The following is a 26,058-nucleotide window of genomic DNA, read 5'->3' as shown; positions in this document are numbered from 1 at the left end:
AGTGGGAGGCTGATTTGGCACAAGAGAACACCACCTCGTCCGTCGGTGGGGTCGCAACGACACCCGTAGGGGGATGGCGAGAGAATTTGCCGCCTCTGCTTGGACCCACGAAAGTTCCACTCGCGGCGCCGGCGGTGATGCTGTGCATCATCGTTGTGGTCATGCTCTTCGCCGCTCCGACCTTCTTCTCGGTTGGCAACCTGCGCGCGATCGCGATGGACGCATCATTGTTCATGCTTCTGGGTGTGGGCATGACGGCCGTCATCACGTCGCGCGGGATCGATCTGTCGATCGGCGCGATCTTGATCCTGTCCAGCGTCGCCTTTGCCGCCGCGCTCAAGGATTTCGGACTTCCGTTGTTCCTCGCGTTGTTCATCGGCCTTGCGGTCGGGGCACTTTGCGGACTCGTTAACGGGCTGCTGGTAACGAAGCTCAAGATGCCCGACTTCATCGTGACGCTGTCTACCGAATTGGTGTTTCGCGGTTTGGCGCTGGTCTATGCGGGCGGCGGGGTCTTCTTCGGGTTCCCGGAGGCCATCCGGTTCTTCGGGCGCGGTCGCATCGGCGAAGTGCCGATCCCGTTGATCGTGGCTTTGGCCGTCGTCGTGATCGCGCATCTGATTTTTGCGTACCATCGCGTCGGCGTGCGTCTGCACGCGGTCGGGGCCAACCCACTGGGCGCCAAGCGCCTTGGCGTGAACGTGCAGAATTACCGGATCGGGGTGTACGTCTTCATGGGCCTCATCGCGGCGATTGGCGGCATCATGCTGGCCGGACGCCTGGATGCCGTCGTCGCCTCTGGTGCGGTGACGATCCTGCTCAACACCATCGCGGCCGTGATCGTTGGCGGCACCTACCTGTTCGGCGGGCGCGGCTCGGTCGTCGGTACCTTTCTTGGCGCCTGGCTTCTGGCGGCCATTACCAACGCCGTCGTCATGCTCGGTTTCGAAGCGTTCTGGCAGAACGTTGCCGCTGGCGCCGTGATCCTGATCACCATCGGACTGTACTCGCATCGCAGCGGGCGTAGCGAGGAATAAGGCCCTCAATTGGGCAAAACTCTGGGAGGAGAACTACCATGCTGAAAACCACGATCAAAAGCGCATTGCTTGCCGGAGCGGCCTTCGCCCATCTCGGCGTCGCTGTCGCACAGGAGGTGCCCGAAGCAGCACAGGAACGCGGGTTCCTGCTTCTGCCCGAGTTTCACCAGATGGTGCCAGGCGAGCGTGAAGCAATGGATGCGTTCATGGAGCGGGTGCGTGCCGAGGCGGTCCCGATGGACAACCCGCCAGCCGAACCTCTCCAAATCGCGATCATGTTCCCAAGCCTGGAAACCTCTGACGCATGGGCACGTCTGAACCTGTCGATGCGCTCGCGGCTGGACGAGTTGAACGTGCCCTACGAGGTTACGGAGTTCATGATCCGCCCCGACGAGCACGGCCGTCAATCCACGCAGATCGATCAGGTGCTGGCTGGCGATTTCGATTACGCGGTGGTCGGCCCATCCGAATACCAGGTTCAGAAAAGCAACCTCGCGCGTCTCGCGGCCGAGATCCCGACACTGGTGATGAACGTTGTGAATCCCTTCGTCGATACGCTCGGCACGGACGAGCAGCCCCTGACACACGTGGGTTTCGATCACACCGTCGGCGCCGAGGCGCTTTGCGAATGGACCATCGAAGAAACCGGCGGGGAGGGCACTTTCGCACTGCTGCACTACGTACCGGGTCTGATCGACACGCAGCGCTCGCAGTACTTCGCGGATTGCGTGGAGGCGAACTCCAACATGGAGCTCGTCGACAGTTTTGAGGCCAACGGTGACCGTGAGCTTGCCTTCACCGGCGCAAACGCGATCCTGAGCCGCCATCCCGACATCACCATGCTGCACGCAGGCTCGACTGCCATCGCGCTGGGCGCGTTGGCGGCGGCGACCGAACGTGGCGTGTTGGATGACGTGATCATCAACGGCTGGGGCGGCGGCGCCGATGAATTGGCCTCGATCATCGACGGCGGCCTGCAGGTCACGGCGTTCCGGGTCAATGATGACTGGGGCGTTGCGGTTGCAGAAGCGATCCGGGCTGATCTGGCCGGGGAGGAGGTCCCGGTGGTCCTCGCGGCGACGATCAACACGATCGACTACCGCATGACCGAGGAGGAGATCCGGGAACAGACGGAATACGCCTTCCGTTACTCCGGCCAACTCGACCGCTGATCGCACCGATAGCGGGAGGGGGGTGCATCACGTGCCCCCCTCTCTGACCAAGTCTCAACCGAACGAGGACGCGCATGTCTGTGGTGCTGAAGAACATCACGAAGAGCTATGGCTCCGTGAAGGCGATCGAGAATATCGATCTGGAAATCCATCCCGGCGAGGTGATCGGCCTTCTGGGTGACAACGGGGCAGGCAAGTCCACCCTGATGAAAGTGCTCGCCGGTGCGGTACGCCCGAACGAGGGTTCGATCGAAGTCGATGGAAAGCAGTACGACTTCGACGGCACGTCCGACGCACGGGCCGCCGGGATCGAGATGTTGTACCAGGACCTCGCGTTGTTTGACGATCTGCCGGTCGTGATGAACGTGTTCATCGGACGCGAGGTTACCAACCGCCTGGGCTTCTTGAAGTACGGCGAAATGCGCCGCCGCGCGATGGAGATCATCGACGGTTTCTCGGTGCGCAAGTTCGATGCGCGCAACCCGGTCGGTCATCTGTCCGGTGGACAGAGGCAGGTTTCGGCCATTGCCCGGACAATGGCTTTCGGCAGCCGCTACATCATCCTGGACGAGCCCACGTCCGCGCTGTCTCCAAGCGCGCGGGACGAGGTTCTCGCCATTGTGCGCGATCTGGCGTCACGGGGCATCGGCGTCGTGATGGTCAGCCACGATCTTGGCCACGTACGGCGCGTTTGTGACCGCGTGGCGATCCTCCACCTCGGCAAGATGGCGGGTGTGCGCGACATGGCCACCACCAGCCAGGACGAGATCATCTCGCTCATCGTCGACGGCGAGGCGCCCTCCGCCGCCGCCTGACACCGATGCAAACCATTAAAAATTAAAGGATAAGAACATGCGCCGCAAAGGCATTCTCAATGTGAAACTCAGCCGGGCGATTTCCGAGATGGGTCATGACGATATCATGCTCGTTACCGATGCCGGCTTCCAGATGGACCATGACGAGCGCGTGATCGATCTGGCGCTTACCCCGGGCGTGCCGGACCTGTTCACGGTGCTCAAGTCGATCCGCGGCGAAATGTGGGTCGAAGAGTTCTCGATGATCGCCGACGCCAAGGAAAACAATCCCTACGCGTGGAATGGCGTGAGCGAGATTTTCCCGGATGCGAAGGCCGGCACCAAGCCGAACGAATGGTTCCACGGCGATTGTTACCGGAATGCGAAGTACATCGTGCGAACCGGTGCGTGGATGCCTTGGGGCAATGTCGCGCTCGTCTCCGGGATCCCGGTCAAGGAGTGGTTCGAGAACACCGGCGCACCTGTGCCGGCGAGCTGGGAAGAACGCCATCGGCTGAACGTCGAGCATGGCCAAGACGGTGTGGAATAAGGCTATGTTTGTTCAAATCGTTCGCATCAACGTGAAACCTGATCGGGTGGAGGATTTCCTCGAAGCGTTCCGGATCAATTACGAAGGGACCACCAAAGAGCCGGGAAATGTGCGGTTCGATGTCCTCCAAGACCCCGAAGACGAGACCCGCTTCACCATCTACGAGGTGTTCAAGTCGGCCGAGTCCGTCGATGAGCATCGCAATACGGACCACTACAAGGAGACCGTGGCGCGGCTCGAGGACATCATGACGGGAAGCCGGACCAAGGAAGTCTTCGATCTCGTGATGTCCGACAAGTTGCCGGCCTGAGCGGGCACAAGGGAGACGACGGAATGAAAAGTCGCTGGAACGACGGGGACGCCGAGGCGTGGATCAATGGCGCTTCATCCGAGGCTGATCGGGATCTTCGGCTGCGGGTCTATACTTCGCGCCTGATTGGACAGGATCCCGAACTGGTGCTGCATGGGGGTGGCAATACCTCGGTCAAGACCGTCCGGGACTGGGGCGGAGCGGGTTCACGCCCCGTGCTGCACGTCAAGGGCAGCGGCTGGGACCTCGATAGTATTGAAGAGCCGGGCCTCCCGGCGCTAGATCTCGAAGCGCTTGTCGGCGCCCGGCAAAAACCGCCGATGGACGATCCTGAGATGGTGTCTTTCCTGCGAGAGAACCTGATGGATCCGTCGTCGCCCAATCCGTCAGTAGAGACCCTGTTGCATGCGTTTCTGCCGGGCAAGTTCGTGGACCATTCCCACGCAACTTCGATCCTCGTTCTGGCAAATCAACCGAATGCATCGGCAATCGGCGCCGAGGTGTTCGGAGATCGGCTTGCCTTGGTTCCTTACGTCATGCCCGGTTACGATCTGTCGATCGAGGCTGCGAAGATCTACCACGACAACCCCGATTGCGAAGGTCTCTGGCTTGATAACCACGGGCTCTTTACCTTCGGTGAGACGGCGCGTGAATCCTATGAACGCATGATCACTTTCGTCACGATGGCGGAAGATTACCTTGCGACACACGGCGCGTCTCTTGCGCCGGCACTCACGAGCGAGGGGAGCGACCCGGCCGCCGACGCCTTTGCCTCTGTCTTGACGTCAGCGGTTTCCGAACTGTTTCCGGAGATGGGCGGCGTTTGCCTCGATTTCCGGACAGACGCGAACATCAGGCGCTACCTTGAGCTTCGGGACTTGGAAGAAGTCTCGGCTCGCGGAACGATTACCCCCGATCACGTGATCCGTGTGAAACCACGTCCGGTCGTTTTCGAGAAAGACCAGGGCCAGAGTGCTGTCGTAAACGCGCTGACAGCCTCTGCGTCGTGGTATCGGGACTACTTCACGCGAAACGCGGGCCGCGCGAGCGAGCCGAAGACAATGCTGGACCCGGCGCCCCGGGTGGCGCTGGTCCGGGGCCTGGGTCTCTTCGGGCTCGGCAAGACCGCGAAGGAGGCCTCTATCGCCGCCGATCTCGCCGTCCAAGGAGCCCGCGTCATCGAAGCCGCTGAAGCATATGGCACCTATCGACCAATCGCAGAGCCGGACCTGTTCGACATGGAATATTGGTCGCTGGAGCAGGCGAAGCTCAAGAACGGCTAATGTCGGGACTTCTCCAGACTACCAAAACAGAGCTCCGATGGCCGGTGGCCTTCCAGAGACCATCGACGTCACCTTCACCGCCGCAACCGCCTGCTTGATCGGGTTCTTCCTGTGCCTCCCTTCCTGCCATCAACAGGGCAGAAGTTTGCCGGCCGGTTCGTCTCGAATACCTCGGCGCGGGCTCTCAGGAAGTCCGCGGCGAAGAGGTTGGGGAGGTTGAAATCCTGCGTGTTCAGCATCTCGAGGGCGACGTCGCGGGTTGCGAGGGCTGTGGCCATGCTTGTGCCGCGGAAGGAGGCGGTGGAGCCAATCCGGGAGCCTGACGCCCGCAAGCCGTAGGTCGCTGCCCGGTCCTCTGACGGGTAGAGGAGGTCCACGTCGCTGTCGGGAAGCGCTGCTGTGCCAGTCGAAGAATAGAGTGCCGGTTGCCCGTCGCTTTCGCGGAACCCGCCGATCAGGGCGATCGAAGGCGACGCGCCAAGCGCGTTGTTCGTGCCAATTCGGGACACGGGGCCCGAGCCGGGCTCGCCCAGGGCGGTGCAATAGACGGCACTGTCGGCAAGCTCTCCATTCTCGCGGTATTTTCGGTAGCCCGGATCGTCGAAATAGGAGCGACGCCCGATGGGACTTTGCATGATAAAAGATTGGTCCGATTGAATATAAACTGAAAGGTCGAGTTGATCCGGCCCGGCTATCGCCAGCTTCCATTGGCCGGCCGGGGCAAGTGCCGCCCCGGCCGCATCGGGGCGGAAGGTCTGTGCGACCTGGATCAGGAAGACCAGCCTTTGCATGTCCCCTGCGTCATCGACGTTGTGCTTGAAGCAGCACAGTCTCGCGTAGTTCCCGAACGGCGCGCATTCCCCGACTTGAGGCTGCGGCGCGGGCACGAGGCCGTCATTCGGCACAGCGAGGGCAAGGGAAAAGTCGGCAGCGTCAGGCAGATCGTTCTTTGCGAAGGGAGGCGTCCAGATCTCTAGCTGGTTCGACGTCTGATCGTCTGGCTGAATGCGCCAGGTCAGCTCCGAGGCGCCCGCGCCCGAGAGCTGCAGCTTGGCCGCACATTGATAGAGGTTGGAATTTCCCGCAGGCATGTGGATCCGCAACGGCGGCTTCAGCCTCGGGACCCCGTTGATCACGACAGGTGCGGCGCGCTCGGCCACCATATCGCGGATCAGGCGTTCCAAGGGCATCGAGCCATCTTTCGGTCCGGCCTGCATGCCGTAGGAGAAGTTGAAGGAGATCGGGTAGGCCCCCTTCGGGTCGGTGGGATGATCTCTCTGCCAGAGGGCATCGGCCAAGCCTACGATGCGTCGGAAACCGAAGGCCGCGTAGTACTGCAGGAAATCGCCCGCAGGTCCATGGAGGAACTGTGGAGGGAGATTGACGGCAATTATGCGCAGTTTCTCGGGATCGATCTCGGTGGTGTCTGGGGCGAAGCCGCAGGCTAGGTCCATGACATGCGCGCCGTGGGAGGCGTGTCGATCCAGATCGCGCGCGCCGAAGGGGAGGTGGGGCTCGACCAGACCCGCGGCGCGATTGAAGGCTTCTTCGTCGAGGTATCCGGCACGGGTATGGGCATTCACCAGGGCGTCGATTTCAGAGCCGTAGAGCTCGCGCCCAAAGGGAAGGTCGTCTTGCCCGGACCATGTCGTCGTCTGCTGCCAGGAGGCGAGGATGCGGGTGTTGCCCGATGCTGTGCGAAACCGGGTGTGGCAGAGCGGTATTCCGGTATCGACAATCCCGACGATGACCGTGTCGCGGTCCAGTTCCGGGATGTTTGCAAGATCGACCGCTGAGGCCAGCCAATCCTCGGACGCATCCCAGTTTTCGTTGACCGCATGGGTCGGCACCGGGACGTGGTCGTCCAGTTCGTAGAGGCTCCGCCCTAAACGGTTGCGCAGATCAACGTCGGGGGCGGTCATGCCTGCGAAGGTCGCGTCGCGCAGCAGGTATGGTGAGGGCTGGCCGATGAAGCTGTCGGCAGACCGATACGCCGATTGATTGCGCGCGTATGTGCCTTCCTGCTCGGCCCAATGGTCGGAATATGGGCCGACGCCCAGAGGCGCGGGTGAAAATGGTCCCCAGTCTGGCATGTCATCTACCCCTTCTCGGCGAGCGCACGCTGGTAGAGGGAGCGCACGATCGGGTCTGCGACGACGGTGACAGTGTTGGCGGCGGCACCCAGATTGAAGGTCGAGAGAAGGAAGTCGTCCTCTTTCGGCGGTGGCGTCCAGTCCCTGATGCCGACATCGCCTCCTTGTGCGATCCGGAAGAAAATCTCGCCGATCTGGCAGCCCAAAAAGGCGCCTGCGTGGGAATCGGCGGGAAAATGGACGCCTGCGACGGTGCGGTTCGTTGCGATCCGATGCGCCAGCAAGAAGGGCATCGCGGCGGTGTTGATGCCGGCCGTCGGATCACCCAAAGCCGGGTCGTTCGGGTCGTGATGTATGAGCCTGTAGAGCACCGTCGCAATCGCGAAAGCCTCGGTCGCGTGGCCAGAGGGGAAGGCGGAATGGTCCGGGGTCTGGATCATCGGCTGCAGACGCGTCGTGTAGTCGATGGGGCGTTTCTGTCGGCAGTAGAACTTCATCTGCGCCTCGACCTTGATGGCCAGCGCCCGGACCGCTCGTAACATCATCAGCGTGTATTTCCGCCGACCAACGTCAAGGTACTGGAGCGCGCCGAAAAAGGCCATCACGTCAGATACTTGCGCGTAGATCTCGGCCATCCTGTCGGACCTCAGGTCGGCATATGCCCGCAACCATTGCAGTTGGGTCTCGAAATAGGCGGGCTCCACGGGGCGCGAGATCGTCGAAACGTCGCTGCCCTGTACGGAGAGGGTGGCCTCGAAGACCGGCACAGCCGGGTTGACCTGTCCGGTCACGTCGACCGCTCCGCTGAGTTGGCAGTTCAGCAAGAGCTCCTGACTAGGAAGCCGCAAATTCTCCAGATAGGTATTGTCGCCAGGGTATTCGGCAGGCGCCAGTTCCGCCTGTCCAACCCACTGATTTGCCAAGGCATCATGGGATGCGATCAGCGCTCTACTCAGTAGCGGTGACCGTGACCCGTCGGCGTGCCGTCTCAGGAAGAGTTCGCCGCCGATGCCGTCTGCACCGCCGTCTGCTCCCCCATCCGCACCGCCGTCCGCGCCGCCGTCGGCACCACCGTCCGCTCCTCCTAGCATGGCCATCGTCATCCCTCCTGTTTCGCTGTTGCAGATATGAATGGTGTCGGACGGGCGTGCCTTGTTTCAAGGAGAACGACGGGCTTGCGCCACTTTTCACGGGCCATTCACGGATGTGGGGAGAGCTTCCCACAAACCGTCTCTTGACGTAAGGTAAACTTTGAAAGGGCCGAAGATATGGCGCGTGAGCCGCTCCTTCGATGCTACCTCCGCGGACCGTTTCGGATCGAATCCGGAACCGGGCGCGTTCTCACGCCCAATGCAGCCAAGGCGCAAGGATTGCTGCTGTTGCTGCTGCTCAGCCCCCATGGAGAGCGGACGCGCCGATGGGTTCAGGACAAGTTGTGGAGCACCCGGGGAAGTGAGCAGGGTGCGGCGAGCTTGCGGCAATCTCTCAGGCAGATCAAAGCGGCCTTCGCGGAGCATGGGGACTGCCTGACCGCGGACCGGCAGAGGATCGCGCTCGATCCGGGCGCGGTGGAACTTGTGTGGGACGGGCAGGGGGATGTGGCCGAGGGGCTGGATGTCCGCGACCCGGAATTCGAGGATTGGCTGACGGTGGAGCGGCGCGCGGCGGGGCGCCCGGTCGAGGCGATTGCCCGAGCGGCTGGCGATGGGGGCGAGGCGCACAGCGCGTCGAATCCCGCCCGCCGCGTCGTTGTTTCAGCCGCTAAAAGTGACGACAGCTCGGTGCAATGGTTGGGCCAACTGGTCGCCGATGCCATCGTGCGAAACCTGCGCGAGCGGCTAACCTCCGATATCGTCTGTGACGGGCCGTCCTCCGGCGAGGCCGTCATCGTGGTTTCCGTCAGCGGCTACCGGGAATCCGATACCCGCGTCGGCCTGCGGATCGCGATCGGCGAGGGCGCGGTGGCCAACCAGATCTGGTCTGGTTACCGCATGGTCAATCAAAGCGGCGCGCCGCCTGTCGAAGATCCTGTCGTTCAGCAGGTCATCGAGGAGGGCTGCAACGCGTTGGAAACATTGATCCGGCTGAAGTCAGGGCCCGGAGGGTCGCTGTCGCAGGACGATCCGGACGCTTTGTGCCAATCCGCGATCCGCAACATCTTCTCCATGCGACCAGAACAACTGCTTGTGGCCGACGACCTCTTGCGGAAAGCGCACGCCATCCGCCCGCACTCGATGTACCTTGCCTGGCGCGCCCAGATACGGGTGATCCAATACGTCGAGCGACATGCGGGAGACCCGCAACAATTCAAGGCGGAGGGGGAGCAACTGGTCCGTCAGGCGCTGGAAGTGGACGCCGGAACCTCTGTCGTTCACGCGATATCGTCGAACGTGCAGCATTTTCTGCTGCGCGATCATGCCAGTAGCTTGGAATACGCCTTGCGCAGCGTGCAACTGAACCCCGCCAGCCCCATGGCGCTTTGGTCGCGCAGCACGGCCCGGCTTTACACCGGAGACGCCAAGTCGGCGCATCGGGATGCCGTGCATGGTCGATTTCTTGCGAAGTCATCGGAGTTCAGGTTCTTTTGGGATTTGCAGCAATCTGCAACCTCGATGGTTCTCGGGAAGCTGGACGACGCGTCGCGCCTGTTGGAGCGTGCGTCGGTGCAATGCCCGACATTCCGCCCGCCGCACCGGTATCTGACCGCGCTCCACGCGGAGCGGGGGGAGACATCCAGAGCGCTCTCGAGCGCCGCTTACTTGCGCAGTCTCGAGCCGGATTTCTCGATCGATCGCCTGTTGAACGATCCGTCCTATCCGGCGTCTCTGATCAAGAAATCTCCGGCGCTGAGCAGGGAAGCCTTGTCCGCGCTGCTGTGACCGCGATGGCCGCCGGTGTCAGGGTCATCTGCAATGAAAGAGGGGCAACCCGGATCATTCGGCTGCCCCCCTTCCTAGCCTCATTCAGCCGTCATCCTCTTCGGCAAGTCGCCGGAAGATCTCGGCTGCTCGTGCCGAATGGCCACCGTTGAAGGTCGTGACCCCGTGGACGCCGCGACGTTCACCCGGCGTGTCGGCGGTTTCGTTGAGCCGGCGGATGACATCTCCCATGGGCGAGCCGTCCATGGCCGAGGTCTGCACCTGAAGCGAGCCGGTCCGGGTCCGCTCGGGAAGCGTCACGATGTCCGAGTGCCGGTCCGCGCTTTGGTTGAAGTGCGCCACTGCAAAATCCAGTGCGGTGTCTGCCTGGGCAAGGGACGCGGTGCCAGCCACGAGGGCCATCGTCTGTAGGCATTTGGTAATGGTAGTCATGGTCTTTCCTCCAGTTGAGTTTTGTCTGGCGGCTTCGGATCAACCGATCGCCAGTGCACTCAACCTCGCAGAGCTACCTGTATCGCCCCGTGAAAGACGCGCGAATTCAGCGCTAATAATGCGGGGTTTCTGTCGGAAATTTTTGAAACGTCGCGGATCGTAGCGTGTTGCGGCGCCGGCTGTGCACCTTGCATCGCGCGATGGCGGGCGGGATCCGCCGCGACGGCGGCACCGGGGTCTGCCTCGCGATCCTGCGGTTCTGGTCGCTTTCGGTCATTGCGCGGCTGACAGTGCAGGTGATCGGTGGAGGGCAGAAGGGGGCCAGCCCCCTCTGCGCATCCTTGCGAGATGCGCATCACCCCCGGAGTTGTATGGGCCAAGATGAAGGGAGACACCACCGTCAGAGGGGCCAGACGATGAGGATCGTGGGCTTCGACACGGTAGAGAAGGCTTTCGGGAAGGCGGGCGGGCCAAGTTCAGTTGGCCCGCACCAATCGTCAGGGTCGTTGCTGTCCGTCGCCGTAGACCATGTACTTGAAGCTGGTCAGTTCCATGGCGCCGACGGGGCCGCGCGCGTGCATCTTGCCGGTGGCGATGCCGATTTCAGCACCCATCCCGAACTCTCCGCCGTCGGAGAATTGGGTGGAGGCGTTGTGCATCACGACCGCGGAATCGATCGCTGTCATGAAGCTTTTCGCCGCCTCCGCGTCGTCCGAGACGATGGCGTCGGTGTGACCGGAGGAATGTGTCTGGACGAAGGTGATCGCCTCTCGCAGGTCGGCGACGATCTTGATCGACATGATGTTGCTCAAATATTCCGTGTCCCAATCATCCTCGCTCGCCGCGGAGATCGACGGCAGGATGGCCTGCGCTTCGGGCTCGCCGCGGAGTTCGCAGTCTCCGAGCGCTGCAGCCAGACGGGGCAGGACCGTGGGTGCGACAGCGCGGTCGATCACGACGCATTCGGTCGCGCCGCAGATGCCGGTGCGTCGCATCTTGGCGTTCTGCACGATGCCCACGGCCATCTCGGTATCGGCGCTTTCATGGATGTAGGTGTGATTGTTGCCGTCGAGGTGCAGCAAGGTCGGCACGCGGGCTTCTTTCTGCACGAGCGACACCAACCCTCGGCCGCCACGCGGGATCACCAGATCGACGGTCTCCGTGCTGTGGAGGAGAAGTTTCACCGCCTCGCGGTCGCGGCTGTCGACCAGTTGCACGGCGTCCTCGGACAGGCCGGCGGCTCTGAGGCCCTGCTTCAGGCAATCCACGATGACGCGGGAGGAATGCAGGCTCTCGGAGCCGCCACGCAGGATCACGGCATTGCCCGATTTGATGCAGAGCGCGCCTGCGTCAGAGCCCACGTTGGGCCGGGATTCGTAGATCATCGCGATGACCCCGATGGGCACGCTGACACGGTCGATGACCAAGCCGTTGGGGCGCTCGAACCGGGCGAGGGTGCGTGCGAGCGGGTCGGTCTGGCCAGCGATGGCCTCGACAGCGTCGGCCATGGCGGCAACGCGGTCCTGCGTCAGGGTGAGGCGGTCGACGAAGGCCGCGTCCTTGCCGGTGACGCTTTCGAGGTCGGTGGCGTTGGCCCGCAGGATCGCGTCCGCCTGCTGCCGCAGGGCGGCTGCCGCCTCGGTCAGGGCGCGGTTGCGCTGCTCGGTACTGCTCAGCGCGAGGTCCTGCGCGGCGGTCTTTGCCTGCTGGCCGAGGGTCTGCACCGCCTTGGCGATGTCCTGATCAGCGGTCAGGTGGCTCATCTCGTTCATTTAATTCTCCTTCTGCCGCGGTCGGGCGCGGCGGTTATCTCAGTTCGACGGCGCGGCGGTAGGCGGCCTGCGTCGTGTCGTCCAAAAGCTGGTCCAGCAACCCGTCGCGGCGCAGCGCATCGAGCCCCGCTTGCGTGGTGCCGTTCTTGCTGGTCACGGAATTGCGCAGATCCTCGAGCGAGGCATCGGATTGGCGCGCCGTTTCGACAGTGCCGGTGATCGTGTCGAAGACCAGCGCACCGGCGGTTTCGTCGTCGAACCCCAGACGCTTGGCGGCCTCGACGTAGCTGCGCATGATCTCGAACACGTAGCCCGGGCCACTTCCGCTCACCGCGGTGAGGCGGTCGATCTCATCCTCGTCGGAGAGGCGCACGCAGCGGCCGGTTTGCGCGATGGCCTCGGTGATCTCCTCGACCTGCCGCTCGGTGCAGGCCTCATTGGCGTAGAGACCCGAGACGCCCATGCCGACCATCGCGGCGAGGTTCGGCATCACCCGCACGATTGCCGCGTCGCCGACGATATCGCGCAGCGTCGCGATGCTGCATCCGGCCGCGATGGAGACGTAGCAGCCTCCCGGCTTCATCGCGGGGAGGTAATCGGGCAGGAGATCGGCAATCATCTGCGGCTTGATCGCGATGATGATGGCGTCGAATTCGGCCTCGGGCAGCGATGTCGCTTTTGTGACATGAGCGACACCCTCGGGCAGGTCCTGGGGGGCCGGATCGGCGACGGTGAAGGTTTTGCCTTCATGCTTGACCCACTGGCGCAACATGGCGCCGCCCATCTTGCCGCATCCGATCAAAAGTATCTTCATCATTGGCTTCCTTTCCTTCGGTGAAACGGCGCGCGCATAGCTGCGCGCTCTGCTCGTCGAGCGCCCCTTCCACCGGTGATTTCCTGTCGGCGCCAAGTGGCGCGAATGCACGCTGCAGTGCAGCAACCTGTTTGCATTCCCGTTGGGGGGGCGTGTTATAGCACCCCCGAGCACTTGAATGGGGTCTTGCTAACGCGCTGCGTCCAAAGACGCAAACGGTCTAGTCATTTCCTCAGTAAAACAAATAGTTATCGGAGGCATTTTATGTCTGAGAAGAAAAAAATCGTGGTCAAAATCGGCTCCAGCCTGCTGGCGAACAGCGAAAATCTGACCCTTCGTTACGCCTTCATGAACGGTCTGCTGAGCGATCTCGCGCAGCTTCAAAGAGAGGGCCACGACATCATTCTGACCTCGTCGGGATCGGTTGCGCTGGGCTTGAACATGGTCGGAAAACGGCCCAAGGAGGCCGGTATCCTCGACAAGCAGGCGGCGGCTGCATGTGGGCAACCCTTGCTGATGAACGCCTATCGTCAGGTCGCCTCGGAGTATGATCTGGACGTCGCGCAGATGCTCGTGACGGTCGAGGATATGGAGGAGAGCCGGCGGTTTTTGAACATCAAGAACACCATGTTGCGGTTGTTCGAAAACGACATCATGCCGATCATCAACGAGAACGATTCCGTCGCAACGCGGGACCTGCGCGTGGGGGATAACGACCGTCTCTCGGCCAAGGTTGCGCAGATGGTGGAGGCTGACGAGTTGATCATCCTCACCAGCGTCGAAGGGCTCTACGACCGCGACCCGTCCGAGGAGGGCGCAAAGTTCATCCACGAGATCGCGGACGTGAGCGAGCATCTCGAATCCACCACAGGCATCAGTGCGCTTGGCAGCGGCGGTATGCTGACGAAGATGCACGCCGCGAACATGGCGCAGAACGCTGGCGTGGAGACGATCATCGCCGAAGGCATCATCGAACGCCCCGTATCCTCGGTGCTGAATAAAGAGCGGCGCTTTACCCGTTGCCTGGTGGAGGGCGAGACGGCCTCACCGCTGAAGGTCTGGCTGAGCAACCGCCTTCAGGTCTCGGGCACACTTGTGGTTCGCAACGATGTCTCCGCCGGTATTGTGGAGCGCAAGCAAGGCGTTAGCCGGATGGATATCATCTCGATCCAAGGCGACTTCACCAAGGGTGACGTGCTGCACATCTATAATGAGGATGGTGACGAAGTGGCCCGCGGCCTGACGAATTTCTCTTCCGAAGAGACGATGCTGATGGCGCGTCATCTGGATATGCCGGTCGAGGACGTGATCGGCTACCGGACGAAAAGCGATGTGGTGGGTGCCGAGAATATCCTCGTGCTGGAAGAAAACCACCTGCAACTGGACGCGCCGGAGCATGACCAGAAGGTCGTCATTCCGGCTTGAGGCACACCTGGACCGGAGCGCCCGCGGCACCGCATCGCCCGCCGCGCGGCTCCGGTTTTGCCTTTAACGGCTCAGGGCGCGGGAGGCGCGCTCCGCTCCATCGGCAAGCACCCTGAGGCCGAGCACGAGATCGTCTTCGGCGGTGTCCTCATCGAAGGTATGGGAGACGCCGTTGATGGACGGTACGAACAGCATGCCGACGGGCATCAGGCCGGCGACATTCGACGCGTCGTGCAGCGCGCCAGAGGGCATCGAGCGCCAGCGATCCGGCGCGATCTTTTCCGCCGCCTCGGACAGGGCGTCCTGCATCCGGTGATCCATCGGCACAGGCTCGAGCATCTGGCGCAAACGCTCCACTGTGACGTTGCACCCGGACTCCGCCGCAACCGTGTTGAGAACGTCGTTGATGAACTGGTCCATTCGCTCAAGCCTGTCGCTCTCAACGTCGCGCCATTGCAGGGTGAAGACCGCACGACCGGGCACGATGGAGGGCGCGTTGGGGTGCAGTTGCAACTGTCCGATGGTCCAGACGGTTTGCGGCGTGACCACATTGGCGAAAGCCTGCTCGAGCGCGGTGGCGAAACGGGTGACCATGGTAAACGCGTCGCGGCGCAGGGCCATCGGGGTCGTGCCGGCGTGGTTCTGCTGCCCTTCGACCGTGACCTGAAGCTGCCGCGAGCCGACGATCCCGGTGACGACGCCGATTGCCTCTCCGGACTGGTCCAGCGTCGGACCCTGTTCGATATGCAACTCCAGAAACCCGCTGAACCGCGCGGGATCGACGAAGGCACCCGCCCGGGCCCCGAGCGTTTCGCGCGCCTTGGCGAAGGATAGGCCGTCGGCATCGGTCAGACTGTCCGCTTGGTCCAGATCAAGCTTGCCGGACCAGATCGAACTGCCGGTCAGCGCGCCGAAGCGGCCTTCCTCGTCCTGGAAGCTGACGATGGAGATTGGCGGCCCGCCGCCTTCCACGGACGCCCGCGCCACCTCGAGCGCGGCGATCACGCCTAAGGCTCCGTCGAGCCAGCCGCCCTCGGGCTGCGTATCGGAGTGCGACCCGAGCAGCAGCGACGTGCCGGGTGCCAAGCCAAACAGGTTCCCGGCGGGATCGAAATGAGGCTCAAGCCCCGCCGCCGTTATCCGCTCGGCCAGCCAGTCACGGGCCGCGAGATCTTCGGGTGTGAAGGCACGGCGCCTGACACCATGTCCGTCCTTGCCGAACTGGCGGAGGCTGTGCAGATCCGAGAGAAAGCGGGCGGGGTTCAAGGGGATATGGGTCATGGGGCGACGTTAAAGGCAGAGCCGCGGACGGCCAACCCCATGTCACCGATGTGGAATTCATATCACCATAAAGAGGATACGCGAATGCGCTTGATCTGGCGCAAATCATTTTCGCTGCCGAATTACCAGCGGTGGCCGTAGCGGGAAAAGCCTAATTCCAATAGGCGGCATATATGAAGAGCGTAATATACGTGATCAATAATATATTCCGCAAATTTCCTATGCGAAGGCGTATATCGCGAAACCTATTATCAGGATACCGAGAACCACCGCAAAGAAGATACCTCCACGAGATCGGGCTGGCTCGGGTCGTTCCATGCTCACAGGGCGCGGTTCGGTATCGATCTGCTGGCCGTCAGGTCGATTGTCTATCTCGTGCTCGTCGGCAACGCGCAGCTCCTCATCGGTCGGGGGCGTGCCGCCTGCTTCGGCATCCGTGCCCAGTGGGGCAGCGGCGGGATCCGGGAAGCCAACCTTGTCGCCCGCCTTGCCTGCATCGATATCTCGGCGCAGTTTGGATGAAGTCGGTGTGTCGTCGGTCATCGGGGCCTCTCTAACGGAGTGGAGCTCTTCCAGCGCAAGAGGTTAGGTCGATTTCCGCGGCCAGCAAGTGGACGGCACAATAAATGTTGATCGGCCAATTTTCGCCTATTTCCGGCGCATTCTGAAAGTTTTTCCGGACTCGCAAGGCGTTAGCCTCTGCGCCCATTCAGTTTTCACAATCGCGGGAACTGAATGGGTTCTTGGGTCGTTGCTCTGATGTCAGCTCGGTGTTTCCACCAGCCACATTCTAAGACCTATTTCAAATTCTCGCTTGGAGGCGTCCGTGAAGATACGGCTCTTTATAATCATGTCCGCCCTCTTGCTCGCCGCTGTATTTCCGACAGTGGGGCTGATCGTCTGTTCCGCAATTCTACTGATCCAAATCGCTCTTCTGGTTCTGCGCCCGATCATCGCGTTCATGCCGGCGCGGATGACGACGAATTTGCGCCGGATCGAGAAGCCGCATTTCTCGGTCCACGTCGCGACCCATGCCGAGCCGCCGCACCTCGTGATCCGCACGCTTCAAGCTCTGCTGGATCAGGATTGGCCGGAGCGCGATTACGAGATCATCGTGATGGACAACAATACCGAGGACCCGTCGCTGTGGATGCCGGTGAAGGAATTTTGCGACGCATGGCCCTACCGGATCACGTTCCTGCATCAGACCGGGGTCGAGGGCGCCAAGGCCGGGGCGTTGAACATTGCGCTGGAGCATACGGACCCGGAGGCCACGCATATCGTCACGGTTGATGCCGACTACGTCGTCAACCCGGATTTTCTGACCCGCGCGAGCCGGGCCTTGCAACGCACCGGGGCAGACTTCGTGCAGTTCCCGCAATCCTACATTGCGACAACGACCGCCGCGCCGGGCGTCGATGCGGAGCTTGACGAATATTTCCGCACCAACGCCGCCGTTGCCGATGAAGCCGAGGCCGTGCTGCTGACCGGCACGCTCTGCGTCATCTCGAAGCCGGCGTTGGTCGCCGCGGGCGGATGGTCCGGGTCGACCACGACCGAGGATGCCGAGTTGGGCGTGCGCCTGTGCAATGCCGGCTTCTCGGGCCGGTTCATCAACCAGGTCGTCGGCCGCGGGCTGTTGCCCCTGTCCCTGAACGATCTGGAGAAGCAGCGCTATCGCTGGTGTAGCGGCAACTTCCAGACGTTGCTTCGCCACGGGGCGTCGATCCTCACCGCCTCGGGCGCATTCACCCTGCACAAGCGTCTCGTCATCCTCTCGCAACTGACCGCGTGGTTCAATCTCGCGCTGATCCCTTTTGTGCTGCTGACCGTCTGGATGCTGACCGGGCGGCAGGACACGGCGGCGGTCACGATTGCCGCGGCGGCCATCGTGCTGAGCCTGTGCGACATCACCGTCCGCGTCGTGGCGCGGGGTTGGCGGGATCGGCTGGCCTTGCCGGTTGTCTTGCAGGCCCTCGCCTGCCGCATCGCGCTGGCGCCGCAATCGGCGAAAGCCACCTTTGACGGGCTGATCGGCAGCGGTCTCAACTTCGTCGTGACAGACAAGTCCGGTGCCGAAGGGAAGGGGTGCTGCCCGCTTTCGCTCGGCCACCTGCTGATCTTCCTGTCCGCCGTGGTGATGCTTGTCACCGTGCAACCCGCGAACCCGGTGATCCTTGCCGCGCTGCTGGTGCTGATGCTGCCGCTCCTCGCGGCCTCCCTGACCGATCAGAGCCTGCGCAATTACCGCGAAACCATTGCCCTCCAGAAGACAGAGGTCTCACCATGACGTCCGATCCCCTCGCGCCCCGCGTCGATATCATCATCCCGACCTACAACCGCGCCCATCTGATTGCCGGAGCCATTCGTGCGGCGCTGGACCAGAGCTGGTGGAACATCCGCCTGACCGTGGTCGACGACGCCAGCACCGACGCGACGCAGGAGGCGGTTCGCCCGTTCTTCAATGATCCGCGGTTCAACTACATCAAGCTCGCCAACAACCTCGGGACCGCGCAGGCGAAGAACGCGGGCCTTTTGCTGACCGATGGCGCGGCGGTCACGTTTCACGATTCCGATGACATTCCTCACCGCGACAAGATCCTGCACCAGGTGCGGGTCCTGACGGCGCAGGACATCGGCGCGGATGAATGCCTGAACTGGAAGCTCGCGAACAAGGTCGCGGGTTCGCGGCTGGACGTGAGCGCGGCTCTGACCCATCACGAGTTGATCCTGCCGGACGGACGGCGCGTCGAGATCAGGCGCGATATCTCGCTTCTCGATGACGTGTTTCCGAACCTCCAGATGGGCGCGCAGGTGCCGGGGGAATGGACCCATATCAACTCGGGCCTGTTCCGCACCGATGTGTTCAAGCGCCTCGGCGGGTTCGAGGATTGCATCGAAGAGGATCGTGAGTTCCGCAACCGCCTGATCCTGAACGGGGAAATCATCTGGATCGTGCCGGAGCTTCTGCTGACCAAGATCGAAACGCCTGACAGCCTGACGCAGTCTGCCGTCTCGGATTACGACAGCGCGCGGCGCAAATCGGACCGGCAGATGGTCTGGAAGAAGGTCGAAGACTGGCGCCGTACGGGAGTGGTCAGCCCCGCACCCCTCCATATCCCCGATCTCGGCGTCAGCTTCGCCAGCCAGCCCGAGCTTCTTACCCGCCGGGACATGCCAATGTCGGACGAGACTTCGGCCCAGGTTGACCGCATCCTGGCAGAGCACAGCGCGGCCCAGGTGGCGGCGCAATGACTGCGATCGACCGCAACTTCAACCGGCCCGGTCTTGCCATCGTCGATCCCTGTTCGGCGGCCGGCTATGACCTTCCTGACCTGGCGACCAGCGGGCTTGGCGGAACCGAGGCGACGATCCTTCGCGTGGCCTCGGCGCTGGCGCCGGAGTTCGACGTTACGATCTATCAAAACGGGCGCGAGAGGCCGTGCACCTCGCGGGCGGGGAGGCTACTCGGCCTTGAGGGGCTCAAGCTGAAGCAAACGCCCGACACGATCGTCGTCATCAACCGCTGGAAGGTGGCGCTGAAACTGCGCAAGCAATTTCCGGAGACGCCGATCTATCTCTGGCTTCACGTCTTCCCCGGCCGTCACAACCGTAAGATGGGCACGGCGCTGAAAGCCGCAGGCGTTGAGGTCATCTGCGTCTCGCAAACCCATGCGCAGAGCTTGCGCGCGTTTCTGGCCAAGGTTGAAACGCCCCGGGTGCGGTTCATCTACAACCCCATCGACGAGGGACTTGCGCCCGATCAGACCCCGCGCGATCCCAACAAGCTTCTGTTTGCCAGCTCGCCCCACAAGGGTCTGGGTCAGGTATTTAAACAGTTCTCCGCCCTGCGCGCGGAATTGCCTGACCTGACGCTGGATGTTGCCGACCCCGGCTACCTGCAATGGGAAACGGGGCCGGTGCCCGAGGGTGTCACCTTCCTCGGCTCGCTTTCTCACGATGCCCTGATGGGACACATGCGCCGGGCGTTCTGCCTGTTCTACCCCCAGACCCAATTCGCCGAGACGTTCGGTCTGGTGCTTGCCGAGGCGAATGCCCTTGGGACGCCGGTTCTGGTTCACCGCGGGCTTGGCGCGAACGACGAGATCGTGGCGGACGCAGACCAACGCATCGACGGCGGTGACCCGGCGCAGATCCTCCAGCGCATCCGCGAGTGGCGCCATACGCCGCCGCACGTGCGAGGCAATCCGACCTTCCGATTGCAAGCCGTGGCGCAGGAATGGTCTCAACTTCTCCACCGCGCCGCCGTCGCGCCGAAACAGTGAAACGAGGTCTGACGATGACAGCACTCAAACCCATCTTTGCGGCCTTCCCCCTGACAAGCGCGGATCAGGGCGTGCCCGAAGAGCTGTTCCGCGATCTCCGGGCGAACGCAGCGCCGGAAGAGGCGGGGACAAGCCCCATCTCGCGCTCCATCGACCTGCTGCGGGATGGCGGCCTGATGGCCGACGATGGCGCAGTTTCCCCCGCGCGAACGGCGCGTACTTTGATGCATGTCGGCGGGGCGAACCTTTGCGTCGGTCGGCTCTACGAGGGCCACGTCAACGCCCTGCGGTTGATCACGCTTTACGGCAGCGATGAGCTGAAGTCCTCCATGGCACGGCGGATCGCCGACGGCGCCGTACTTGGCGTCTGGGGTGCCGACGGGCAGATGCCTGTGACGGCGGACGAGGCCGGCAGCCTCAGCGGAAGCAAGGCCTTCGCCTCGGGCCTGGGCACCGTGACCCACGCCGTGGTGACCGTGAATTCCGGGCCCGAGGTGCGTCTGGCGTTGGTGGATGTCAGCGATGAGACCCGCGCTGACCTCTCGTCCTGGGATACGCTTGGCATGAAGGCCACGGCATCGGGAGAGTTCGACTTCACCGGCATGCCCAAGGCCAAGATTGAGTGGATCGGCGCCCCCGGAGATTATCTGCAAGAGCCGCATTTCGTCGGCGGCGTCTGGCGCATCGCGGCGTTGCAGGCGGGCGGCGCGGCAGGGCTGTTGGACGTGGCCGCATCGGAATTGCGCGCGGCGGGACGGATGGAGGCCGAGGCTCAAGCTGCGCGCCTGATGGGTGCGCTGACGCAGGTCTGGGCCGGGATGGCACTGACCGAACGCGCGGCGGAAAGCGCCGCGGACGGGCAGCGCGAGCCAGAAGATATCGTCGCAACCTCCATCGCGGCGCGGCTTTTCACCGAGGAAGCCGGGTTGGACGCCATTCGCGCGGTGGAGCAAAGCATCGGGTTGCGTCACTTCAAATCCGACACCGAGACCGGCCGGATGGCGCGCGACCTTTCCATGTACATGCGGCAAGCGGCGCGGGACGCCTTCCTGCAACGTGCGGCGCAGAACGCTCTTGGCCAAGAGGGGAAGATCTGGGGGGCGTTCTCTTGAACATCGCGTCACCCGTCACCCTGCCCAAGGTTTTCACCGGTGCGGAAAAGCTCGCCGTGCTGGCGCCGCATCCCGACGATGAGGCGCTCGGGTGTGGCGCCTTGCTTGCGCGCGCCTTTGCGGGGGCCGGCGCCCATGTCATCTGCCTGACGGACGGCAGTGCGAGCCATCCGGGCTCGACCGAATGGCCAGCGGAGCGGCTTGCCGAACAGCGCCGGGTTGAGATGCTCGATGCCATCGCGCAATTGGGCGGGCGCGCGGAGGACCTCACGTGGATGGGGATGGGCGACAGTCTGCTTTATCAGGCCGACGTCGACGCGGTGGCCGCCGAGCTGGAACAGATCATCGCGTGGACCGGCGCGCAGAATGTCTTCGCTCCTGCGGTGGAAGATCATCACGAGGACCATCAGGCGACAGCGAATTTCGCGCGCGAATTGCGGAACCGTCGCCCGGATTGGACGTTCTTCAGCTACCCGGTCTGGTCGCGTTGGGACGATCCCGACTTCCGCCAGACCATCGACCGGCACGACCCGACGACTGTCCCGACTGGCGATGCCCGCGCCCGTAAGCGCGCGGCTGTTCACGCGCACCGGAGCCAGTTCGGAGAGGTCGTGAAAGACGACCCTACCGGCTTCACGCTGCCCGAGGGATTTGCGGAGAGGTTCGTGGAAGAGGACGAGCTATTTTGGAGGATGCCCTGATGGGGGTCGCACGTGACCATCTGAACGCGCTCTACGCGGAAACCTCGGATCCCTGGGGTTTCGCCCATAGCACTTACGAGCAGGGGAAGTTCGCAGCGACGCGGGACGCCCTTTCTCGGCGCCGCTACGCGAGCGCTTTCGAGCTTGGCTGCGGCAATGGTCAGTTGGCTCGCCATCTGGTCGGCATGTGCGACAGCTACACCGGCATGGACGCCGTCGAAACTGCGCTGGAGGCCGCGCGGGAGACCGTGCCCACGGCGCGTTTCGTGCAGGGCTATTACCCGTGCCCCTTGCCGGAGGGCGACTACGATCTGCTGATCCTGTCCGAGATCCTCTACTTTCTCGACCCCGATAGCCTGACGCGGCTGGCCAAAGAGGTCGCCGCCTCGTGGCCTCGCGCCGAGGTGCTCTGCGTGAGCTGGCTTGGCGAGACGGAGAACCCGCTGCAGGGCGCCCAAGCGCTTGAACTGTTCAAGGAAGCGCTACCGTCCCATGTCTTTGAGCGGGTCGAAGCAACCGATCGCTATTGCATCGACCGCGCACTTCCGAGGAGGCGCGCATGACCTACCAACAGCGACAAGATACGGCCGTCATCATCCCCGCCCGTGACGAGGAGGATCGGATCGCCGATTGCCTCGCCGCGCTCGCCGGACAAAGCCCTGCGCGTGTCAGCGTGGTGCTGGTCGTCAACAACACCACCGACCGCACGGCCGAGAGAGCGCGAGAGGCCGCCGGGAAGGGTGGGATGGACCTCACCGTGCTTGATTGCACGCTGTCAGATGGAGAGGGCGTCGGCACCGCGCGGCGGAGGGGCGCCGAGCACGCTCTGCGCCATATACCTCACCTGCGGTACCTGATGACAACCGACGCAGATTGTATCGTGGCATCGGATTGGGTGGACCGAAACCTCGCGCATCTGCAGAGGGTCGACGTGGTCTGCGGCAAGGTCGAACTGATCGAGGCCGAGGCGGATATTCTCCAGTCAATGGACCGCGAGGCCGCGACGCTGGAGGGCACCTACAGAGCGCTGGTGCAGGACTTCTACGCCCGCCACGCGCCGGGCAGTGCCGACATCTGCGACACCCACGGCGAAGCCGCCGGCGCGAGCCTCGCGATCCGGCGCGAGGCCTACCTCGACATCGGAGGGTTCGCGCCCACCATCTGCGGTGAAGACCGGGCCCTGGTCCGCGCCGTCCGCGCGGCAGGCCACAGGGTGCACCACGCAGATGACGTGGTCGTGCGGGCGTCCTGCCGTCTGAACGGGCGCGCCGCGGGCGGCATGTCCGACGCGCTCAAGGCCCGGATCGCGGGCGCGGATTACTTGATCGACGATTGCCTGCCGCCAGCCGATTGGCTGATGAGCCATGCCCGCGCGATGACGCTCGGCCCTTGGCCGCCGCAAGTGCCGCCTCGGTTGCGTCTCAACGTGCGCGATGTGCCAGGGCACATCGCTGCATTGAAAGAATTCACCAATTCGGGAGGGGAGGACCCCATCTCGAAAGCGCCGGTCATCGTGGCGCCACGGACGTCCGTGGCACCCGAATGGCCGGACGACGGGTTGGCCGAACCGCGCCGACCCGGAACGTCAGGCCCGTGCACGCACGCCGCACGTCGCGCCTGCAGTACAGTAACCAACTCTTAAGGAGCCTAAGATGACAACGCTAAACGACCTTTATATCGAAGAGATTCAAGACCTCTGGTCCGCGAACGAGCAGATGTCCGAAGTTGTATCGGACATGGCCGACAAGGCTTCCGACAGCAAATTGTCCGACCGCCTGAAGACCGCGAAGGACGGTATCGACCAGCACAGCCAGATGCTGAAATCGCTGCTGCAAGACTCCGACGCTGAAGTGAAGAAAGAGCACTGCAAGGGCATGGAAGGTCTGGTGAAGGAAGCGCGCAAGCACGCGCTTGAGGCCGACATGAGCGGCGCCGCGCTCGATGTGGCGATCATCGCCCAGTACCAGCGCCTGTGCCACTACGGCATTGCCGGTTTCGGCACCACGAAAGCCTTCGCTGAAGCACTGGGCAAAGACGATGCCGTGAGCAAGCTGGATAAGGCGCTCGACAAGATCTACGGCTCTGACGAGTTCATGACCGATCTCGCCGAGCGCTCGCGCAACCTTGAAGCGATGGCGTAATTTGGCGGTGATGCGGCGATGGGCGCGGACAATCGCGCCCATCGCACCTTGCGCCGGAGGATTTTTCGGCGCTGCAAATGTTTGACAAGTCTCACGAAAATCGACTGGTGACACCGCGCTGGAGCCGTCGCGCAGTCTGCGCGCCTCGGCAAAAGTCCACCTCGCCCGATCTGCCAAGAGAGCGGACCGAAAAGTCACGGCTGCGCGAAAACTTTGTGTGTACGCAGGGTAAAGCACTTGTGGACGTGGAAATCTTCTCACGCGAGTGCGAGAAATAGTTAACGGAAGACAATCCTACAGGGGTCGCAGTCGTCATGAGCTTGGATATGGAGCGCGCGCACCCGCGTGGAGAGGCCTTTCTAGACGGTCAGGAAAACGCGCTGCGACAGTTGTTCTTCCTGTCCCTCGATCCGAGCATCGCGATGGACGACAAGGTCTCGCGACTGCTGCAACTCGGATGCGATGTTCTGGGCCTGCCGCTTGGCATCGTCAGCCGCGTCGACGGCTCTGATTACGAAGTCGAATACATCGTCGGCCCCGAATGGGCGCCTGAGAGTGGCACGAAGTTCGAAGTCTCGAAGACCTATTGCACCCATACCCTGTCCGCCGATGACGTGCGGCACTTCCATCATGCGGGCGAGTCCGAGATCGCCAACCATCCCTGCTACGTGGATTTCGGTCTCGAGAGCTATATCGGCGTGCCCTTGCGGGTGGGGGCCAAACGGGTGGGCACGCTCAACTTCTCCGGCCCCGATGCCCGCGCGCCCTTTACCGAGTTGGAAATCGAAGTGGTGGAACTGCTTGGGCGCTGGCTTGGTCAGGAGTGGCTGAAGGTCGAGACCTCCAAGGCGCTGGCCGAAAAGACGATGCTGTTGAATTCGATCATCGAAGCCGTGCCTGACGCGATCATTGCCTCCAACCGCAACCGCGAGATCCAGATGGTCAACGCCGCGACCGAGCGGCTCTTCGGGTTCAGCCGCGAAGAATTGGTCGGACAGAACACAGCGCTCTTTTACCCTAGCAAGAGCGACTACGAGAAACACGGCGAACGGCTTCTGCGCAAGGCGATGGAGACCACGATCGACCGTTTCGAGATGAGCCTGCGTAAACAGAATGGCTCGACCTTCGAGGGGGAGATCTTCATGGCGCCCCTGCGCAACGAGGCCGACACGCAGACGGGCGTCGTGGGCGTGGTGCGCGATGTCAGCGAACGCAAGGCACTGGAACAGGCGCGCGATGAGCTGATCTCCACCGTTTCCCACGAGCTGCGCACGCCGATCAGCTCGGTCACGGGGGCGCTCAAGCTGCTCGGCATCGAGCGCGGAAACCTCTCGAAAAAGATGCAGGGCATGTTGGACGCAGCCCTGCGCAACGCCGAGCGGCTCACGCAGCTTGTGGGCGACATTCTGGATTTCGAGAAGCTTGAAACCAAGGGCGGCACGTCGGGCAAGCATGACATCAACCTGTCCGCTCTCGTGGCGCGCGCGGTGGCCGATATCGGCCCCTATGCTGCCGAGCACGGCGTGATTGTCGCCGACGTCCCCGTGGATGTCACGGCCATCACGCTCGACGGGGATGAGAACCGCTTGCTGCAGGTGCTGAGCAATCTCTTGTCCAACGCCGTGAAGGCGTCACAACCCGGCGCGACGGTGGAGGCAGGCGCATCCGAGGATGGCCGGGGCTTCTGGGTGCGGGATCAGGGCGAGGGCATCCCCGAGACGCTGCAAAAAAACCTGTTCGACAGGTTCACCCGCGCGCCCGGAAGCTATGCGAAGGGTCAATCCGGCACCGGGCTTGGCATGTCCATCGTGAAGAACATCGTCGACCAGTTCGGCGGCGAAATCGGGCTTCAAACGGCGCCGGGCCAAGGGACGACTTTCACCGTCACCTTCCCGCCGCGTGACGGTGAGGCAGGCTAAATCCTCGACCGGGATGAAACGATACCGCCCTTACTTCGTTCTTTAATAAAGTAAGGA

Annotated in this window: 24 protein-coding genes; 17 read left to right on the top strand and 7 right to left on the bottom strand. The window is 62.9% G+C overall.

Annotation, left to right across the window (positions count from 1 at the left end):
- Positions 1-14 precede the first annotated feature (14 nt).
- From KYE46_RS14155 to KYE46_RS14130, 6 genes are all read left to right on the top strand, one after another.
- Positions 15-1,037, top strand: a complete 1,023-nt coding sequence (locus KYE46_RS14155; protein WP_219001379.1) for an ABC transporter permease — start codon at positions 15-17, stop codon at positions 1,035-1,037.
- A 38-nt stretch (positions 1,038-1,075) separates the two neighbouring features.
- Positions 1,076-2,209, top strand: a complete 1,134-nt coding sequence (locus KYE46_RS14150; RefSeq protein ID WP_219001377.1) for a substrate-binding domain-containing protein — start codon at positions 1,076-1,078, stop codon at positions 2,207-2,209.
- Between the two features lie 74 nt (positions 2,210-2,283).
- Positions 2,284-3,024: an ATP-binding cassette domain-containing protein gene (locus tag KYE46_RS14145; RefSeq protein WP_219001375.1), complete on the top strand. Its 741-nt coding sequence runs from the start codon at positions 2,284-2,286 to the stop codon at positions 3,022-3,024.
- 37 nt (positions 3,025-3,061) lie between these two features.
- Positions 3,062-3,553, top strand: coding sequence for an RbsD/FucU family protein (locus KYE46_RS14140; RefSeq protein WP_219001373.1), 492 nt, complete (start codon positions 3,062-3,064; stop codon positions 3,551-3,553).
- Between the two features lie 4 nt (positions 3,554-3,557).
- A complete protein-coding gene (locus KYE46_RS14135) occupies positions 3,558-3,863 on the top strand; it encodes an antibiotic biosynthesis monooxygenase (protein WP_219001371.1) in 306 nt (101 codons plus the stop codon).
- Between the two features lie 23 nt (positions 3,864-3,886).
- Complete coding sequence (locus KYE46_RS14130) at positions 3,887-5,146, top strand: class II aldolase/adducin family protein (protein WP_219001369.1); 1,260 nt, start codon at positions 3,887-3,889, stop codon at positions 5,144-5,146.
- A 74-nt stretch (positions 5,147-5,220) separates the two neighbouring features.
- Here KYE46_RS14130 and KYE46_RS14125 read toward each other — a convergent pair whose 3' ends face one another.
- Positions 5,221-7,239, bottom strand: coding sequence for a S8/S53 family peptidase (locus KYE46_RS14125; protein WP_219001367.1), 2,019 nt, complete (start codon positions 7,237-7,239; stop codon positions 5,221-5,223).
- A gap of 5 nt (positions 7,240-7,244) precedes the next feature.
- A complete protein-coding gene (locus KYE46_RS14120) occupies positions 7,245-8,336 on the bottom strand; it encodes a phosphatase PAP2 family protein (protein ID WP_219001365.1) in 1,092 nt (363 codons plus the stop codon).
- A gap of 273 nt (positions 8,337-8,609) precedes the next feature.
- On the opposite strand from KYE46_RS14120, the gene KYE46_RS14115 reads away from it, so the two are divergent.
- Complete coding sequence (locus KYE46_RS14115) at positions 8,610-10,118, top strand: tetratricopeptide repeat protein (protein ID WP_219001363.1); 1,509 nt, start codon at positions 8,610-8,612, stop codon at positions 10,116-10,118.
- Positions 10,119-10,202: 84 nt separating this feature from the next.
- On the opposite strand, the gene KYE46_RS14110 is transcribed toward KYE46_RS14115, so the two are convergent.
- From KYE46_RS14110 to KYE46_RS14100, 3 genes are all read right to left on the bottom strand, one after another.
- A complete protein-coding gene (locus KYE46_RS14110) occupies positions 10,203-10,550 on the bottom strand; it encodes a hypothetical protein (protein ID WP_219001361.1) in 348 nt (115 codons plus the stop codon).
- Positions 10,551-11,047: 497 nt separating this feature from the next.
- Positions 11,048-12,322: a glutamate-5-semialdehyde dehydrogenase gene (locus KYE46_RS14105; RefSeq protein WP_219001359.1), complete on the bottom strand. Its 1,275-nt coding sequence runs from the start codon at positions 12,320-12,322 to the stop codon at positions 11,048-11,050.
- 34 nt (positions 12,323-12,356) lie between these two features.
- Positions 12,357-13,136 (bottom strand): pyrroline-5-carboxylate reductase family protein, encoded by a 780-nt coding sequence (locus KYE46_RS14100; RefSeq protein ID WP_219001357.1) that lies wholly within the window; start codon positions 13,134-13,136, stop codon positions 12,357-12,359.
- A gap of 264 nt (positions 13,137-13,400) precedes the next feature.
- Here KYE46_RS14100 and proB point away from each other — a divergent pair, with 264 nt between their 5' ends.
- On the top strand, positions 13,401-14,561 hold the full coding sequence (gene proB / locus KYE46_RS14095; RefSeq protein ID WP_219001355.1) for a glutamate 5-kinase: 1,161 nt from the start codon (positions 13,401-13,403) through the stop codon (positions 14,559-14,561).
- Positions 14,562-14,624: 63 nt separating this feature from the next.
- Here the strand turns inward: proB and KYE46_RS14090 are convergent, their stop codons facing one another.
- Both KYE46_RS14090 and KYE46_RS14085 read right to left on the bottom strand, forming a co-directional pair.
- Positions 14,625-15,842, bottom strand: a complete 1,218-nt coding sequence (locus KYE46_RS14090) for a hydantoinase/carbamoylase family amidase (protein WP_428845063.1) — start codon at positions 15,840-15,842, stop codon at positions 14,625-14,627.
- 219 nt (positions 15,843-16,061) lie between these two features.
- Entirely contained in the window at positions 16,062-16,385 is a 324-nt protein-coding gene (locus tag KYE46_RS14085; RefSeq protein ID WP_219001353.1) for a hypothetical protein, read from the bottom strand.
- Between the two features lie 307 nt (positions 16,386-16,692).
- Here KYE46_RS14085 and KYE46_RS14080 point away from each other — a divergent pair, with 307 nt between their 5' ends.
- The 9 genes from KYE46_RS14080 (at position 16,693) to KYE46_RS14040 (ending at position 26,001) form a co-directional block, all read left to right on the top strand.
- On the top strand, positions 16,693-18,132 hold the full coding sequence (locus tag KYE46_RS14080; RefSeq protein WP_219001351.1) for a glycosyltransferase family 2 protein: 1,440 nt from the start codon (positions 16,693-16,695) through the stop codon (positions 18,130-18,132).
- Positions 18,129-19,097, top strand: a complete 969-nt coding sequence (locus tag KYE46_RS14075) for a glycosyltransferase family 2 protein (protein ID WP_219001349.1) — start codon at positions 18,129-18,131, stop codon at positions 19,095-19,097. The genes KYE46_RS14080 and KYE46_RS14075 overlap by 4 nt, the downstream gene beginning before the upstream one ends.
- Positions 19,094-20,128 carry a glycosyltransferase family 4 protein gene (locus KYE46_RS14070; protein ID WP_219001347.1) on the top strand — a complete coding sequence of 345 codons (1,035 nt, stop codon included), beginning with the start codon at positions 19,094-19,096 and terminating at the stop codon, positions 20,126-20,128. Before KYE46_RS14075 ends, KYE46_RS14070 begins: the two co-directional genes overlap by 4 nt.
- Before the next feature lie 14 nt (positions 20,129-20,142).
- Positions 20,143-21,240: an acyl-CoA dehydrogenase family protein gene (locus tag KYE46_RS14065; protein ID WP_219001345.1), complete on the top strand. Its 1,098-nt coding sequence runs from the start codon at positions 20,143-20,145 to the stop codon at positions 21,238-21,240.
- Positions 21,237-21,941 (top strand): PIG-L deacetylase family protein, encoded by a 705-nt coding sequence (locus tag KYE46_RS14060; RefSeq protein WP_219001343.1) that lies wholly within the window; start codon positions 21,237-21,239, stop codon positions 21,939-21,941. Before KYE46_RS14065 ends, KYE46_RS14060 begins: the two co-directional genes overlap by 4 nt.
- Positions 21,941-22,504, top strand: coding sequence for a class I SAM-dependent methyltransferase (locus KYE46_RS14055; RefSeq protein ID WP_219001341.1), 564 nt, complete (start codon positions 21,941-21,943; stop codon positions 22,502-22,504). Before KYE46_RS14060 ends, KYE46_RS14055 begins: the two co-directional genes overlap by 1 nt.
- Positions 22,501-23,583 (top strand): glycosyltransferase family 2 protein, encoded by a 1,083-nt coding sequence (locus KYE46_RS14050; RefSeq protein ID WP_219001339.1) that lies wholly within the window; start codon positions 22,501-22,503, stop codon positions 23,581-23,583. Before KYE46_RS14055 ends, KYE46_RS14050 begins: the two co-directional genes overlap by 4 nt.
- A 10-nt stretch (positions 23,584-23,593) precedes the next feature.
- On the top strand, positions 23,594-24,082 hold the full coding sequence (locus tag KYE46_RS14045; RefSeq protein WP_219001337.1) for a YciE/YciF ferroxidase family protein: 489 nt from the start codon (positions 23,594-23,596) through the stop codon (positions 24,080-24,082).
- Positions 24,083-24,396: 314 nt separating this feature from the next.
- Positions 24,397-26,001: a GAF domain-containing sensor histidine kinase gene (locus tag KYE46_RS14040; protein WP_219001336.1), complete on the top strand. Its 1,605-nt coding sequence runs from the start codon at positions 24,397-24,399 to the stop codon at positions 25,999-26,001.
- Positions 26,002-26,058 lie beyond the last annotated feature (57 nt).

Origin of the sequence: Gymnodinialimonas ceratoperidinii (assembly GCF_019297855.1) — a bacterium.
GTDB lineage: Bacteria > Pseudomonadota > Alphaproteobacteria > Rhodobacterales > Rhodobacteraceae > Gymnodinialimonas > Gymnodinialimonas ceratoperidinii.
This window is presented reverse-complemented; position numbering and strand designations above follow the sequence as displayed.

Excerpts from the sequence above, each read along its gene's own strand:
- KYE46_RS14140 (WP_219001373.1), top strand. The coding sequence starts at position 3,062 with ATGCGCCGCAAAGGCATTCTCAATGTGAAACTCAGCCGGGCGATTTCC.
- KYE46_RS14040 (WP_219001336.1), top strand. The coding sequence starts at position 24,397 with ATGAGCTTGGATATGGAGCGCGCGCACCCGCGTGGAGAGGCCTTTCTA.
- KYE46_RS14065 (WP_219001345.1), top strand. The coding sequence starts at position 20,143 with ATGACAGCACTCAAACCCATCTTTGCGGCCTTCCCCCTGACAAGCGCG.
- KYE46_RS14070 (WP_219001347.1), top strand. The coding sequence starts at position 19,094 with ATGACTGCGATCGACCGCAACTTCAACCGGCCCGGTCTTGCCATCGTC.
- KYE46_RS14080 (WP_219001351.1), top strand. The coding sequence starts at position 16,693 with ATGTCCGCCCTCTTGCTCGCCGCTGTATTTCCGACAGTGGGGCTGATC.
- KYE46_RS14120 (WP_219001365.1), bottom strand. The coding sequence starts at position 8,336 with ATGGCCATGCTAGGAGGAGCGGACGGTGGTGCCGACGGCGGCGCGGAC.
- KYE46_RS14105 (WP_219001359.1), bottom strand. The coding sequence starts at position 12,322 with ATGAACGAGATGAGCCACCTGACCGCTGATCAGGACATCGCCAAGGCG.
- KYE46_RS14100 (WP_219001357.1), bottom strand. The coding sequence starts at position 13,136 with ATGAAGATACTTTTGATCGGATGCGGCAAGATGGGCGGCGCCATGTTG.
- KYE46_RS14110 (WP_219001361.1), bottom strand. The coding sequence starts at position 10,550 with ATGACTACCATTACCAAATGCCTACAGACGATGGCCCTCGTGGCTGGC.
- KYE46_RS14045 (WP_219001337.1), top strand. The coding sequence starts at position 23,594 with ATGACAACGCTAAACGACCTTTATATCGAAGAGATTCAAGACCTCTGG.
- KYE46_RS14125 (WP_219001367.1), bottom strand. The coding sequence starts at position 7,239 with ATGCCAGACTGGGGACCATTTTCACCCGCGCCTCTGGGCGTCGGCCCA.
- KYE46_RS14055 (WP_219001341.1), top strand. The coding sequence starts at position 21,941 with ATGGGGGTCGCACGTGACCATCTGAACGCGCTCTACGCGGAAACCTCG.
- KYE46_RS14150 (WP_219001377.1), top strand. The coding sequence starts at position 1,076 with ATGCTGAAAACCACGATCAAAAGCGCATTGCTTGCCGGAGCGGCCTTC.
- KYE46_RS14135 (WP_219001371.1), top strand. The coding sequence starts at position 3,558 with ATGTTTGTTCAAATCGTTCGCATCAACGTGAAACCTGATCGGGTGGAG.
- KYE46_RS14130 (WP_219001369.1), top strand. The coding sequence starts at position 3,887 with ATGAAAAGTCGCTGGAACGACGGGGACGCCGAGGCGTGGATCAATGGC.
- KYE46_RS14090 (WP_428845063.1), bottom strand. The coding sequence starts at position 15,842 with ATGACCCATATCCCCTTGAACCCCGCCCGCTTTCTCTCGGATCTGCAC.
- proB (WP_219001355.1), top strand. The coding sequence starts at position 13,401 with ATGTCTGAGAAGAAAAAAATCGTGGTCAAAATCGGCTCCAGCCTGCTG.
- KYE46_RS14145 (WP_219001375.1), top strand. The coding sequence starts at position 2,284 with ATGTCTGTGGTGCTGAAGAACATCACGAAGAGCTATGGCTCCGTGAAG.
- KYE46_RS14075 (WP_219001349.1), top strand. The coding sequence starts at position 18,129 with ATGACGTCCGATCCCCTCGCGCCCCGCGTCGATATCATCATCCCGACC.
- KYE46_RS14050 (WP_219001339.1), top strand. The coding sequence starts at position 22,501 with ATGACCTACCAACAGCGACAAGATACGGCCGTCATCATCCCCGCCCGT.
- KYE46_RS14085 (WP_219001353.1), bottom strand. The coding sequence starts at position 16,385 with ATGACCGACGACACACCGACTTCATCCAAACTGCGCCGAGATATCGAT.